12 protein-coding genes and 1 tRNA gene are annotated in these 13,708 nt (G+C 48.7%); 4 read left to right on the top strand and 9 right to left on the bottom strand.

Going from position 1 to position 13,708, the window contains the following annotated elements:
- Positions 1-97: 97 nt before the first annotated feature.
- From CVT49_15995 to CVT49_15955, 9 genes are all read right to left on the bottom strand, one after another.
- Complete coding sequence (locus tag CVT49_15995) at positions 98-316, bottom strand: hypothetical protein (GenBank protein ID PKK82005.1); 219 nt, start codon at positions 314-316, stop codon at positions 98-100.
- Positions 313-531 carry a transcriptional regulator gene (locus tag CVT49_15990; GenBank protein PKK82004.1) on the bottom strand — a complete coding sequence of 73 codons (219 nt, stop codon included), beginning with the start codon at positions 529-531 and terminating at the stop codon, positions 313-315. The genes CVT49_15995 and CVT49_15990 overlap by 4 nt, the downstream gene beginning before the upstream one ends.
- A 97-nt stretch (positions 532-628) precedes the next feature.
- A complete protein-coding gene (locus tag CVT49_15985; GenBank protein ID PKK82003.1) occupies positions 629-2,335 on the bottom strand; it encodes a hypothetical protein in 1,707 nt (568 codons plus the stop codon).
- A gap of 51 nt (positions 2,336-2,386) precedes the next feature.
- On the bottom strand, positions 2,387-3,037 hold the full coding sequence (locus CVT49_15980) for a potassium transporter TrkA (GenBank protein PKK82002.1): 651 nt from the start codon (positions 3,035-3,037) through the stop codon (positions 2,387-2,389).
- Positions 3,038-3,046: 9 nt separating this feature from the next.
- Positions 3,047-4,396, bottom strand: a complete 1,350-nt coding sequence (locus tag CVT49_15975) for a Trk family potassium uptake protein (protein PKK82001.1) — start codon at positions 4,394-4,396, stop codon at positions 3,047-3,049.
- A 45-nt stretch (positions 4,397-4,441) separates the two neighbouring features.
- A complete protein-coding gene (locus CVT49_15970; protein ID PKK82000.1) occupies positions 4,442-6,154 on the bottom strand; it encodes a hypothetical protein in 1,713 nt (570 codons plus the stop codon).
- A 158-nt stretch (positions 6,155-6,312) separates the two neighbouring features.
- Positions 6,313-7,635, bottom strand: coding sequence for a hypothetical protein (locus tag CVT49_15965; GenBank protein ID PKK81999.1), 1,323 nt, complete (start codon positions 7,633-7,635; stop codon positions 6,313-6,315).
- A gap of 21 nt (positions 7,636-7,656) precedes the next feature.
- Positions 7,657-8,508: a protease HtpX gene (locus CVT49_15960; GenBank protein PKK81998.1), complete on the bottom strand. Its 852-nt coding sequence runs from the start codon at positions 8,506-8,508 to the stop codon at positions 7,657-7,659.
- A 144-nt stretch (positions 8,509-8,652) separates the two neighbouring features.
- A complete protein-coding gene (locus tag CVT49_15955) occupies positions 8,653-10,716 on the bottom strand; it encodes a hypothetical protein (protein PKK81997.1) in 2,064 nt (687 codons plus the stop codon).
- Between the two features lie 243 nt (positions 10,717-10,959).
- Between CVT49_15955 and CVT49_15950 the strand changes: the two genes are divergently transcribed.
- From CVT49_15950 to CVT49_15935, 4 genes are all read left to right on the top strand, one after another.
- A complete protein-coding gene (locus CVT49_15950; GenBank protein PKK82006.1) occupies positions 10,960-11,457 on the top strand; it encodes a tRNA-specific adenosine deaminase in 498 nt (165 codons plus the stop codon).
- On the top strand, positions 11,450-11,965 hold the full coding sequence (locus CVT49_15945; protein ID PKK81996.1) for a hypothetical protein: 516 nt from the start codon (positions 11,450-11,452) through the stop codon (positions 11,963-11,965). The genes CVT49_15950 and CVT49_15945 overlap by 8 nt, the downstream gene beginning before the upstream one ends.
- Positions 11,966-12,085: 120 nt before the next feature.
- Positions 12,086-12,172: transfer RNA gene (locus tag CVT49_15940), tRNA-Ser, on the top strand.
- A 116-nt stretch (positions 12,173-12,288) separates the two neighbouring features.
- Positions 12,289-13,401 (top strand): hypothetical protein, encoded by a 1,113-nt coding sequence (locus CVT49_15935; protein ID PKK81995.1) that lies wholly within the window; start codon positions 12,289-12,291, stop codon positions 13,399-13,401.
- Positions 13,402-13,708: the final 307 nt, after the last annotated feature.

Here is a 13,708-nt window from a genome sequence, read left to right as displayed (position 1 = left end):
GCCGTCATTCGAGCCTGGGTTTTAAAAATCCAGTTGACTTCGAACGGGCGGCTACCCTATCTTAACTATGTGTCCATTTTTTTAGGGGAAGACCAAGTCATTCCTTCCGCGCATAGAATTTGTAAAATACAAACCGCGCCAGTGCGAAGACCGGGATCATGATAAGAAGGAAGTAAGGTATCCGGCCGTTGTTGAACTCGCTGGCAATCATAAACACCCAGACAATAAATATGAAAAATATCAGGGCCCGGTTGGCCTTGTACCAGCACAATCGCTGACGCTCATCCATTTTCATGGCGTCCATTTCGGTTTTCATTGCTCTCCCTCCTGTTCGATCAGTTCAAACAGCTCATCGGCGCGCATCCCGAGCGCCCTCGCAATTTGAAAAGCCAATAGCGCCGATGGATTATACTGACCCTTCTCAATCGACAGAATTGTCTGTCGCCGAACGCCGACCTTTTTTGCCAGATCCTCCTGGGTCATATCAAGCCGCGCCCGGTGCTGTTTTATGTGGTTTTTTAGAATTACCATGACTAAACTCACTGTTATTATTAACGAACATAATGTATAGCATAGCGCACATTTTGTCAAGTATTAATTTCATTCTTTTTGAAAATATTTTCTATTTTCAACTGTGGGAGGGGTTTTCTCCGATATCGGTGCGAATGCGATCGGCCTCATGGTTAATGGAAGACTGCTCGACCCGGCACTTTCGCAAAATATGGGAGACGATTTCAATCGCGGCCTCCTGCTCGGCGGCGATAATCTCATCCGCCCCGGCCCTCTTAAGCGGTTCGATATCAAGAAGATACCGTGTCCGGGCAATTATGTGAATTTTCGGCGCGGCCATTCGGGCGGCCCGAATTGCCTGCTCGACCGCCGATGGATCATTGATGACAATGACAAAACTCAGGGCATGAGTCAGCCCCAGCCGCTCCAGCACTTCGCCCGAAGTAATATCTCCATAATAAGCCGGTTCCCCCCGGGCCAGCGCCCGGTGGATATTCTCGCTGTTGAGATCGACAATGACATAAGTCATGCCGCATTTTTTCAGGGCCATGGCCAGTTCCTGCCCGGCGAATCCATAACCGCCGATAATAATGTGATTTTTAAGCGGAGCATCCAGTTCGGCTTCCTCGGCGGTGGAAACTTTAAGGAGCTTATTCAGGGCCCTCATTTTGCCGACGCCGGCTGCCATCTTGGGCGCCAGTGAGAGGGCAAACGGGGTCAGAAACATCGAAATAATCGCCACGGCGATCAGGTCGGCCGAAAGCGGGTCGCTTATCAGGTTGGTGCCCTGCGAGGTGCGTATGAGAAGGAATGAGAACTCGCCGATCTGAGCCAGGCCGACCGCTGCCAGAATCGATACCCGTAGCGGAAGCCGCATGATAAAACAGGCGATAAGAACCACCACTAATTTCCCGAAGAGAACGGCCACAAGAATTATTAAAACAGGAAAGATATTATGGATGATGTTGACTGCCGACAGAAGCATCCCCACTGAGACAAAGAAAACACTGGTGAAGACATCCTTGAACGAGATGACATCGGATAAAGCCTGACTGCGGTATTCCGAGCCGGCCACGACCAGTCCGGCCAGAAAGGCGCCGAGCGCCAGCGACACACCGGCCGCTGATGTGATCCAGGCGGTCCCGATACATATCAGCAAGACCGCCATCACGAACAGGTGACGTTGACGGGTTGCCGCGATAATATTCAAAAAGCGGGGAATAATAAGCCGTGAGGCCAGTACGACGCCAATTACAATCAGTACCGCCCTTCCCAATGTCATCAATATTTCCATGGAGGAAGTATCGGACCCGCTGAGAAGCGGGATGGCCAGCATCATCGGGACAACACAGAGATCCTGAAAGACAAGAATACCGATTTTAATACGGCCGTGCGGAGCATCGGTCTCCCCTCGCGTTTCAAGACCCTTCAGGACAATGGCGGTACTTGATACGGAAATAATGAAACCGATAAAAAGCGATGACTGCCATGCCAGACCGGCCAATCTCGCGATAGTATATGCGGCCAGGATGCTTAATCCGACCTGGAGAAAACCGCCGATTATGATCGGTTTCCAGAGTCGCTTCAGCCTTTCGAGGGATAATTCCAGACCGATGCCGAACAAAAGCAGCGCGATACCGATTTCGGCAATGATCTCGACCTGGTGAATATCATTTATAAGAGCCAGTCCCTGCGGGCCGACCAGCATCCCGGCGAAAATAAAAGCGGCGATTGAGGGGATTTTCAGGCGGTGCAGAAAAGTCACGACAAAAACGGCCACAGCCAGAATGACCACAAGGTCGCGCAAAAAAACCAGATCGGCCATATTCTTTGATCCTTACCCTGTGTCTGAATAATTGCCAAAACGATCGTTGAATTATTCTTTAATTTTAATAATGTCCTTCTCTTTTCCGAGGATGATCAGAATATCCTTATCCTTGATCATATGCTCGCCGCCGGGGGCAAATTCAAATTCGCCGGTCGAAGAGTCCTTGAGAGCAATCACCTGGATATGGAATTTGGTTCGAAGCTGCAGGTCCATCAGCCGCTTATTTATAAAACTATCCGGAGGGACCACTTCGGCCACATAGTAATCCCCGGTCAGCGGCAGTTGATCGATCAGATTGGCCCGACCGAGAGAATGGGACAGCCTGACAGCCATTTGTTTTTCCGGAATCAAAGCTTCGGTGGCGCCGACTTTGTAAAGAATTTTGGCATGGTCGTCCGAATTGGCCTTGACGATGATCTGGGCCGCGCCGAGCTCCTTGAGATGCAGCGCGATTAAAATCGAAGCATGGGAATCTTTGCCGGTCGATACAATAAAGCAATCGTAATTCTCGACCCCAAGATTTTCAAGGAAATCACGATCGGTGACATCGGCGATGATAGCCAGATCGGCCGTGTCCTGAAGCGATTGCACCTTGGCCTTGTCAACATCGATGGCGGTGACTTTGCAATCGAGTTTCGACAATTCTCTGGCGACGGTGGCGCCGAAGTTACCCAGACCTATGACAGCGAATTTTTTCATAACACACCTCTAACCGACCATAACCTGTTCATCGAGATATACGATCTCGCCTCGTTTAGGTGGTCGGGCCAGTGTAAACACCAGGGTCAGCAATCCGACCCGGCCGGTAAACATTAAAAGAATTATAATGATTTTTCCAAAACTGTGCAAATGGCTCGTGGCTCCAAGCGATAAGCCGACCGTTCCGAAGGCCGACATCACCTCAAAGGCACCTTCAACGAACCAGCCATGACTCAATTTGTGCGGCACCGGTCTATCTTCCACAAACATAAACATGACAAACATAACGACAATAATCAAAATGGCCACAAGTATGACGGTCAGGGCGCGGTTGATTGAATCACTGCCCAGTGATTTCTTAAACACGGTCATCGAGGAGCGCCCCCGAAAGCGATTAAAGGCCATAACCAGCAAAACCGCCAGCGTGGTTGTTTTAACACCTCCGCCGGTGGAACCGGGACAGGCGCCGATAAACATCAGAATAATGGTTATCAGCAGGCTTACTTCAGTCAGGTTGGTCTGCGGGATGGCGTTAAATCCGGCGGTGCGGCTGGTCACCGCCTGGAAGAAAGCATTGCCCAGTCCATCAACAAAACCCAAATTCCGAATAAATTCGTTGCGGTATTCTCCAACCATGAAGGCGGTCGTCCCGATTATAATAAGAGCCGCGGTAACAATGAGGCACAATTTGGAATGCAGCGAAAGCTTTAATTTTTTATTCCGCATCTTCGCCGCCAATTCGTTGATGACGACAAAACCAAGCCCGCCAAGTATTATTAACACGGCAAAGATTGCCAGCATCGGCAGGTCATTGCGATAGTTTTCAAGGCTGTTGCTGAATGGTGAAAATCCGGCGTTGCAGAAGGCTGAGATAGAATGAAAGACGGAATAATAAACCGCCTTGCCCACCGGGAATTCTCGGCCGAAACGCAGAAACAACATGACAGCTCCGATAAGCTCGACCGTAAAAGTTGTCAGCATGACAGCTTTGAGCAGTGAGTACGGCTTCACTCTCCTGTCGCCGCCCAATGTTTGCGTAATAGCCAGCCTGTCCTGAAATGAAAGCTTGGGTACTATCGTTATCAACAAAGTCGTGGCAAGGGTCATAATTCCGATCCCGCCGAGTTGTACGAGAATCAGAATAACTATCTGTCCAAAGAATGAAAAATCGTGACCGGTGTCGAGGACCGTCAATCCGGTGACACAAATAGCCGATGTGGCCGTAAAAAGAGCATCAATAAGACTGACCGGCTGACCGGAGGAACTTATCGGGAGAAGCAAAAGAAGGGCCCCGACCATAATAGCCGCAAGAAAGTAGATGACCACTTTGCGTTCCGGTTTATGACCGATTAATTCCATCTTTGGAATATTCCCGGATAAATGTTTACACTGATTCGATCGACCCTATTGATCCAGCCCCCACCGTTCACGTATCAAAGCCGGCGGCAGAGAGCCTTCCGCCAATAATCTGTCGTGAAAATCCTGCAAAGAAAAGTTTTCGCCCTCGCGCGCTTTGACCTCATCGAGCAATTTAAGGATCTCCAGCTTGCCGGTAAGGTATGTCATCGGAACGGTCGGTTTTTGAACGTACCAGTTAATTTCCGTCCGCATCGTTGATGTGTCCGATTCAGTCGTTTCTGCCATCCATTTGATTGCTTCCTCGACCGACATTTGCCCGGTCTGAAGTTTGACATCGACTATTATCCGGGCGGCTCGAAAGGCGATACCCCCGAGCACGCGAAGATACTGGCGATCGTCACTGCCGTAAAATCCGCTGTTGTACATCATTTCTTCGCAGTACAACGCCCACCCTTCTTTTAGCAACATATTGTCCTGCCACTTCCTGACGTCATCATCAAGAAGTGAAGCCATTTGCATCTGAAGATGATGGCCGGGATAGGCCTCATGGACGACGCCTCCCTTGAAGCCGCGCCGATTAATATATTTATATCTGGCGGCGCGCTGGCCGGCATCCATCGTATCCGGAATCGGCCTGACATAGAAATAGCCGGTTTGAACGGGGCTGAATTCCCCCGGCGGCTCATAGGCTAGAGTGCTGATCATGCCGGTCAGGAACGGCGGCGTTTCGATAACAAGACACCGGCCGATATCATCAGGTACTGTGACAATATTATTTTCATTAAGATAAAGTTTAGTCTGATCAACTTCCCAGTTATAGTACCTCAGGATATCGTCTTTAGTCAGACAATCGAGGACAAATACCGAATCCACCTGCGAGTTCGAGGGATCATGATCGGCAAGATATTCATTATAGAGTTGTTTTGTTTCTTCAAGCAGGTTTTCGCCGATCTTCAGAAGTGAATCGGAATTAAAATCGAGAAAATACTGATGCTGAAGCAGGTAATCATAATGATCCCTGCCGACCGCAAAAGATTTAGGGTCGCCGGGAGTAATATTCTCAAGGAAATGTTTGTATTCCAGCATCGAACTGACGGCGCGGTCCACCGCGATATTTATCTCTGAAGCCAGGATAGGGAACTGTCCGGACAGGTCGGACTGCATCGAGCGATAAAAATCGACCCCGGTATTGACCATTTCGATGGCCGCATCTGTAAATACCGGAGGCGGGGCTTTCAGATTTTTCCTGGCCTGGCTAAGCAGGTCAGGAACAACCTTCATTCTCGCGATAATATTCTGGACCCGGTTTTCCAGCGGGGCATAATCGGAAGCCAGAATCAGGTAGATGCCGTACACGGCATCATCGATATAAATAAAAGGATTTCTGTTATAGAATTTGGTTTTGTTCAGCTCGGCCAGGGCAATATCGACATTACTCTTGAGAAGTTTTAGATCTATCTGATTTTCCGGCGAAAGATCGCTTTTTTGATATTTATAAATCCGGGTCTCAAATTTCTTCAGAGCCGCAATTTCATTGATTATCCCTTTCGAGGAATAATCAGTAAAGCGATAATCATAATCATGAATTCCTTTGGCAGTGGCCAGCACCGGGGAGAAAGCCTGAAGATTGTTTAGAATTTCGCCGGATAATTTGTTAAAATTCTCATCCAGCTTGCTCTGGCCGGCTGCAATCGAGGCCATCATTAAAAATATAACCAGAACGAAAACATGCTTTTTCACAATACCTCCGATGTACACTCATTAGTCCTGTTTATAAAAACCTGCGACAACCTCAATATGCATTGTGTGCGGAAACATATCAACCGGAATCACTCTGTCCAGATGATATCCCGACTCCACCAGCATCGCGGCGGCTCGCAAGGTAATTTGGCGGGGAATCGATTGCTGACCGAATTTTAGGTGGATTTGGAATTATCAGGGGGTGATATTTTCTGCACTCGCAGTCTTTTCAGGCGATTGTGCGATACTTCAAGAACTTTGAAGCGAATATCATCGAAAAGAATTTCTTCTCCCTTTTTGGCCGGGCGGCCCAATTTTTCAAATATCATGCCGGCCAGGGTGGTAAACTCATCCTCCGGGAAATTGGTCCCAAACTGATCGTTTAGTTCATCAATCCGGAGCGAACCGGCGGCAAAAGCCAGGGTCTCGTTTTCCTTGACAAATTCCCGCTGCTCGGTATCGAATTCATCCTGAATCTCGCCGACAATTTCCTCAAGCAGGTCCTCTAGAGCTATCAAACCGGCCGTCCCCCCGAATTCATCCAGGACAATTGCGGCATGCACCTTCTTTTGCTGAAAAGTTTTTAACAGTGTATTCAGTTTCATCGAATCCGGTATAAAAAGGGCTTTTCTGATGATGTCATTTATAATTATGAGGTTGGAATGCTGGAGAACCCCGATGATATCTTTGGTATAAATAATTCCCACAATGTTATCAAGGGTCCCGTCATATACCGGATATCTGGAGAACCCGTGAGCGGTCGTTTTTTTGAGAATCGTTTCGGTGTCATCGTTGATGTCGATTCCGATAATATCGGTCCGGGGTGTCATGGCCTGACGGGCGGTAGTGTCGGTAAAATCAAAAACCGAATGAATCAACTCCTGCTCGGTGGCATCAAAAACCCCCTTTTGTCTTCCTTCATCAATAAGAATATCGATTTCCTCTTCAGTGACAGCGGTGCTGCTGGAGGGAGTTCTCTTCTGGCCCAGCAGGTGTAAAACAGCCTGGGCGGCGGCTGTCAGAACCTTGACCACAGGAAACGCGATTTTTATAAAGAGGCTGATCGGGCCGGAGACTTTCGCGGCGATTTTCTCCGGTCTGGCAATGGCCAGGTATTTGGGAACCAGTTCACCCAGGACAACCGTCACAAAGGAAATCAATATAACAACGATAAATAGCGAGATTGTCCTGGATGAGCGCGAAATAATATCGATCGGTATTTTTTCCACAAGCGGAATCAGGTAGTTGACGATGGTGGCCCCGCTGAAGACGCCGGCCAGGGTGGCGACAAAGGTGATGCCGACCTGAACCGAGGCCAGGAATGATTCCGGGTGGGCATGTATCCTGACGGCTCGTTTGGCTCCGCTGCTGCCTTCCTTGGCCAATCTTTTCAAACGGCTCTTGCGGCCGGCGATTATGGCAAATTCGGAAAGGGAGAAGAAGCCGTTAATGGCTATTAATATGAGAATGGCCAGGATTTCCAGGTAAGCATTATGCATCAGGATTTACTATCACTTCGCCTAACCGCCCATCGCCAGCTTTTGAAGCCGTTCAATTCGCTGTTCGACCGGCGGATGGGTTGAGAAGAGTGATGACAGTCCCTTTCCCGACAAAGGATTTGCAATAAAAAGCGGGGCCGTGGCGGGCCGTTGATCCAGGTTGAGACGAACCGGCGCCTGATGCAATTTTTTGAGCGCCGAGGCCAGCGATAAATATTGCCCGGTAATTCTGCCCCCTTCGGCGTCCGCCTTATATTCGCGTGAGCGCGAAATGGCCATCTGAATCAGCAGGGCGGCAATCGGAGCCACAATCATGGCCGCAATCATTCCCAGAGCGCCGCCGCGATCATTATCGTTGCGTGAATAGCCGCCTCCGAATATCGCCGAAAAACGCGCGATTGAAGCCAGCACGCCAATCGCGCCGGCCAGGGTCGCGGCGAGAGTTTGAATCAGCATGTCTTTGTTGATGATATGCGCCATTTCATGACCGATGACACCTTCCAGTTCGCTGTCGTTGAGAAGCTCCAGCAAACCTTCGGTGGCCGCAACCGCAGCATGATGCTCATTGCGCCCGGTCGCAAAGGCATTGGGCGCCTTGCTCGGGATGATATATACTTTCGGCATCGGAATCATGGCTTTCTGAGAAGCATTGCTGACAATTCTGTAAAGACGTCTATGTGTAGCCTCATCAACCGGACGGGCACGGTACATCTTAAGAATGATTTTGTCGGAATACCAGTAGGAGAAGAAATTCATTAGCGCTGCAAAAAAGAAGGCAATAATCATTCCATTCCGACCGCCAAGAAGAAACCCCACACCGATAAACAGCATGGTCATTAAGAGAAAAAGCATGAAAACCTTCAGGCTGTTCATAAACTCAATATCCTCACTTCACTCCAAAATATTATAATTACACCCGATTCGACAATCAATATTTTTTCATATGATTAAACGATTATGGCCCCGAAAAGTTCGCGATTTCGGGGCCATAGAATTCCTGTCCGGAGCGCTAACTTGTTATCGTGAAGGACGTTTCTTCTTATCCCTGCCCCAGAAGTCATCCTCGTCGTCGGAATCGTCATCATTATCATTCGCAGACGTCTTAACCGGAATTTCGGTTTTTTCTTCAACCGGTTCATCCCGTGGAGGTTCCGGTGTCTCGACATGAGGCCGCTTTTCCTTTTCCGGGGGTTTTTCATCTTTGGGCTCTGATTCGAATTCCGGTTTATCCGATGAATCATCTATCGGCATATATACCGGCGGTTCGATTTTGCTCACCGGTTTCTCCGGAGCTTCATTAAAAAGATTGTCCTGAACCTCTTCCTTTACTTTCGAGACATTGTCCTGATTGCCAAAGAAATCAATCTTGGAAAACTCAATATCGAAGTATTTCTCATTGGAGGTTTTGTCCGGATGGTTCTTTTCTTTGGCGCCGTTTTCATTTGCGGAGTCTTCGCTCATCGAAGCCAGCTGCTGACGGACTTTTTTCAGTTCCTTATCAATTGTATCCTTTGGAATTTCTTCGACCTTTTTCTCAAGCACCGGCGGCTTTTTGGGCCGGTCAGGGATAACAACCGGAGTCTTTTTCTCAAAAGCAGGTGCTTTGGACTGATCCCTGGATTGTTCGCGGGGTTGATATCCGGGACGATCACTGCGGCCGGGGCGGTTCTGCCGACCACCCTTGTCATACCGCGTGTCTCCGTTGCCGCGTCGTTTGTCGTACTTACGGCCATCCTGGGTCTTGCCAGGGCCCTTGCGACTGTCGGGGCGCGAATCACGCGGCTGGCGAACCGGACGAGGACGTTCTTTTGTTTCCGGTTTCGGCGCCGAGGGGCCAGTTTTGGTCGCCTGTGCAGGGCTTAAATATGTTTTGATTTCGGCCGTCTCGCCGATGACAGCGGCGCCCACGGCATCACCCCAGACATTGACGGTGGTCCGGCAGCGATCAAGGAACCAATCCACGGCCAGGATCAATCCGATGCCTTCCAGAGGCAGCCCGACCGCCGTTAAAACTATCACCATGGTCACCAGTCCGGCCTGCGGAATGGCCGCCGCGCCGATTGATGCCAGGGTGGCAGTCAGGAAAATAATTACCTGAGATCCAATCGAAAGCGGAAAATTTATGGCCTGGGCAATAAAAATCGCCGCAACCGCTTCATATAGCGCGGTGCCATCCATATTAATGGTGGCGCCGAGAGGAAGGACAAAGGCTGACGCTTTCGGGCTGACCTTGTTCTTTTCCTCTACCCCCTCCATGGTAAGAGGCAGGGTGGCCGACGACGAAGCCGTCGTAAAGGCGGTTGCCAGAGCCTGTCCCATATTGAAAAAATACTGGAGTGGCTTTTTTCTGCCGAAGAATTTCAGGATCAAAGGCAGGACAATCACGGCGTGAATTAGCAGCCCGATAATAACCGTCAGCGAATACAGTCCCAATCCCGAAACAATTTCACCAAGATATCCGCGATTTTCGGCAACGATGCTGCCGATTATGGCCAAAATGCCGATCGGTGCGAAATAAATAATCAGCACCACGATTTTCATGATGGCTGCATTCAGTCCGACAAAGAAATCAATAACCGGCTTGCCTTTCGGGCCGATTGATGTCAGGACTCCCCCAAATACAAGGGAGAAAATAATCAAGGGCAGGACGCTGCCTCCGGCAGCGGCACTGATAAGATTTTCCGGAATCAGGCCGATTATAAAATCCGAGAAGGTCGCGCCCTTGCTTTGTGCAACCATCTCCGGCACCTGACTGCCGACACTGTTTATTCCGGAACCCGGCTGAATAATATTTACCAGAATTAAACCTATAGTAACCGCGAAGCCGGTTGTAACAAGGTAATAAATCAAGGTCTTGCCGGTCGTGCGTCCCAGTTTTCGGATATCGCCCAACGATGTAACTCCGACAATCATGGACGCGACAATTAGAGGAACGACAATCATTTTAAGGGCATTCAGGAAGAGTGTTCCGAGGAATTTGATTTGGATAAAGACGTCACCAAAATAGTAGCCGCCAACTGCACCCAGAACCGCCCCTAGAAGCATTCCCAACAGGATAATGTTGCTTGTTCTTGTACTCATAACCTCAATTCATGTGACAAATTAACAGATAATCTTTTAATATACTTATATTTGGCCAATATAGCAAACAAAAATCCGGGCCAACCCGAATTCGGACATCCCTATAAATAACATAAACAATTGATTCACAACAACATAATAAATACTAACAAGGGCTTTTACCTGGATTATTCCCTCAAAAACCGGCATTTCGACGAATAATTTGAACTTGCTATCCGAAAGCTATTATTGAATATTCGATTTATGACAATCTTCGACCACGTTTATTTTATGGAAAGAGCTTTCCTCGAAGCTCAGGTTGCTTTTGAAGAAGACGAGGTTCCGGTGGGAGCAGTCGTCGTCAAAAATAACCAGATTATCGGGCGCGGGCATAATCAAACCGAGACGCTTAAAGATGCCACCGCCCATGCGGAAATAATCGCTCTCACCTCGGCGGCCCAAAATGTCGGAGACTGGCGGCTGGATGAATGCATTTTGTATTCCACCATCGAACCTTGTGCCATGTGCGCCGGCGCCGCCGTTCTTTCGCGAATCAAAACAATCGTCTTTGGGGCACCGGACATAAGATTCGGCGCCTGCGGGACAATCTTCGATATTCCAACCGAGAAAAGATTGAACCATCGCATAGAAATAATATCCGGCGTGATGCAGAAAGAAACGGCTGAATTGATGCAGCAATTTTTCCGGCGTATCCGCCTGAACAAGGAAAACCCAAACGGCCAGGAGGGGCAGAATGAATGATGAAAGCAAGATCGACATAAACAAGTTGCTGATCAAACCTGTTTACATAGGGTTGTTCATGAATATCCTGGTTCCGGCGATACTTCTCGGTATCGTCTACTATATAGACAAGAATGGGGGGCAGGGCCGCGGGCTGACCAGCGATACCTATAACATCATGTTCTGGGCACTGTGCGTCGTGGCGATTTCAGAGGGCGCCATGGCCTTTATCCTGAGGCAGAAGTTCTTCTTCTCGCCGATGGCCGTATCCAAAGAGACGCTCGAAGATGACCTTGTCCGCGGGTTCATGAATGCCTCGATTATCTGTTATGCGTTTACATCGGCCATCGCCATTTATGGCCTGATATTATTTTTTATGGGCGGTACGTTTGAGACGATGGTTCTGTTCGTTCTTATTTCGATGATTGCCTACCAGTTTATCCGCCCCCGCTACGGGTTCGCGAAAAAAGTGATCGAGGCCCAGGAGAAATTCGTTCAGGAGGGCCATTTTTATCAGCCCAAAAAATAGGCTTTACATTTGCCCGGAAAATCATTAATTAGGGCGAAAGAAATTATCGGGCCGTGGGACATCCTGATGTCCCTTCATGAAGGCCCCTGCTGTTTTGACACGAGAAGATTTTTTTGCGACGGAGAGGTGCCAGAGTGGTCGATCGGGGCGGTCTCGAAAACCGTTGAGCCTTTGCGGGTTCCCAGGGTTCGAATCCCTGCCTCTCCGCTTAATTTTTTAGTCTCACCGTAATATTATACTTGACAAACAGTTATAATTGCCGATATTGCTATCAGAGTGTCCGTGTGACCAAATTGTGACCACTCTTTGCAGGCCGTTTTATTATGGGTAATATCTACAAAAGAGGCAAAATCTGGTATTTAGACATCCGCGTCAAAGGCCGGAGAGTCCGTAAAAGGCTTGGATCATCCAAGCGTATCGCCGAACTTGCCTTGAATGACGCCGAGGTCAAAGCGGCCAAAGAAGAGTTTGGCTTTGCCCAACATGATATCACCATCGATAAGTTCATGGCGCAATTCCTTGAGTACTCCCGGGCCAATCATCGGGAGTCAACTACCAATCGCTACCGAGCCGTTATAGACCATTTTAGAGAGTTCCTGAAGACCAAACAGGACATTACCTTCATGTCGGAGATCACCACTGAGGTTGTCGATCAATATAAGGTCTTTCGCAAGAACTCCATGGTCAATCCTAATGGCCACCCGGTCGAGTCAGATGATGATATTGAAGAATATACCCGCAAAGGTGCCCGGGCTCATACAATCAACTTCGAGATTGCCGCTCTCAAGACCATATTCAACTTGGCCATCAAATGGGGCTACCTGAAGGAGAATCCGACCAAAGGCATCAAGAAGCTCAAAGTGACTGATTCCAAGACGCTGAAGTTCCTGTCGATTGAAGAATGCCAGAAGCTTCTCAATGCCTGTCCGCCTGATCTTTATCCGATTTATTTCACTTTCCTGAATACCGGTATGCGTAAGGCCGAACTTGAGAATCTTGAATGGGATGATATTGATTTCAAGCGAAAGAAGATCAAAATCCGCCGCAAGGAATTCTGGCAGCCCAAGACCGGGGAAAGAGAGATCCCGATCAATCAGCAGTTATTTGAACTTCTGCAGAATCTAAAGAAAGATAATGATAAGACAATTCGGAGCGGATTTGTTTTTCCGGATAAGGCTACCGGCGGTCAAATCAGGACCAAGCTTCGGGAAAGACTAATTAAAATCGCCAAAGAAGCCGGTATTGACGGCCTCACCAAGCTTCATACCTTACGCCACACCTTTGCCAGCCATCTTGTCATGAATGGCGTCGACCTGCCCACGGTAAAGAAGCTCATGGGCCACTCCGACATCCAAACCACCATGATCTACGCCCACCTCGCCCCAGACCACCTTGAGAGGGCGGTGGATAAGTTGCAATTTTCATCAGAGTCTTGACCGTTAGGCTCATAACCCGAAGGTCGCAGGTTCAAATCCTGCCCCCGCTACCATAATGCATTACGTCACAATTAGTTATGTGTTCTCATGGGGAAATAATCTGTCAAGGTTCCGGCCCGAAGGTCAAAAATATATTGTCTATTACTTTCTAATGATCCTTCTAATTTGGGAAATTTCTGCTTTGTGACCTTCGGGTTCTATGTGCTTAGTCGTAAGCTTCCCCTTATAGTGGACTGTTGAGAAGTAGAACTTTTTGGTATATTGGAGCCAGGAGGTATCTATGAAACGGTCACAGTATAGCGAGAGT

The sequence above is a fragment of the candidate division Zixibacteria bacterium HGW-Zixibacteria-1 genome (assembly GCA_002838945.1).
In the GTDB taxonomy this organism is placed as follows: Bacteria; Zixibacteria; MSB-5A5; order GN15; family PGXB01; genus PGXB01.
The sequence above is the reverse complement of the archived record's forward strand: the minus strand, read 5'-3'. Positions and strand labels throughout refer to the sequence as shown.

Bases quoted from the DNA above. Each gene is read 5' to 3' on its own strand.
- CVT49_15950 (PKK82006.1), top strand. From the start codon at position 10,960: ATGACAATCTTCGACCACGTTTATTTTATGGAAAGAGCTTTCCTCGAA.
- CVT49_15990 (PKK82004.1), bottom strand. From the start codon at position 531: ATGGTAATTCTAAAAAACCACATAAAACAGCACCGGGCGCGGCTTGAT.
- CVT49_15985 (PKK82003.1), bottom strand. From the start codon at position 2,335: ATGGCCGATCTGGTTTTTTTGCGCGACCTTGTGGTCATTCTGGCTGTG.
- CVT49_15975 (PKK82001.1), bottom strand. From the start codon at position 4,396: ATGGAATTAATCGGTCATAAACCGGAACGCAAAGTGGTCATCTACTTT.
- CVT49_15945 (PKK81996.1), top strand. From the start codon at position 11,450: ATGAATGATGAAAGCAAGATCGACATAAACAAGTTGCTGATCAAACCT.
- CVT49_15935 (PKK81995.1), top strand. From the start codon at position 12,289: ATGGGTAATATCTACAAAAGAGGCAAAATCTGGTATTTAGACATCCGC.
- CVT49_15995 (PKK82005.1), bottom strand. From the start codon at position 316: ATGAAAACCGAAATGGACGCCATGAAAATGGATGAGCGTCAGCGATTG.
- CVT49_15965 (PKK81999.1), bottom strand. From the start codon at position 7,635: ATGCATAATGCTTACCTGGAAATCCTGGCCATTCTCATATTAATAGCC.
- CVT49_15960 (PKK81998.1), bottom strand. From the start codon at position 8,508: ATGAACAGCCTGAAGGTTTTCATGCTTTTTCTCTTAATGACCATGCTG.
- CVT49_15980 (PKK82002.1), bottom strand. From the start codon at position 3,037: ATGAAAAAATTCGCTGTCATAGGTCTGGGTAACTTCGGCGCCACCGTC.
- CVT49_15955 (PKK81997.1), bottom strand. From the start codon at position 10,716: ATGAGTACAAGAACAAGCAACATTATCCTGTTGGGAATGCTTCTAGGG.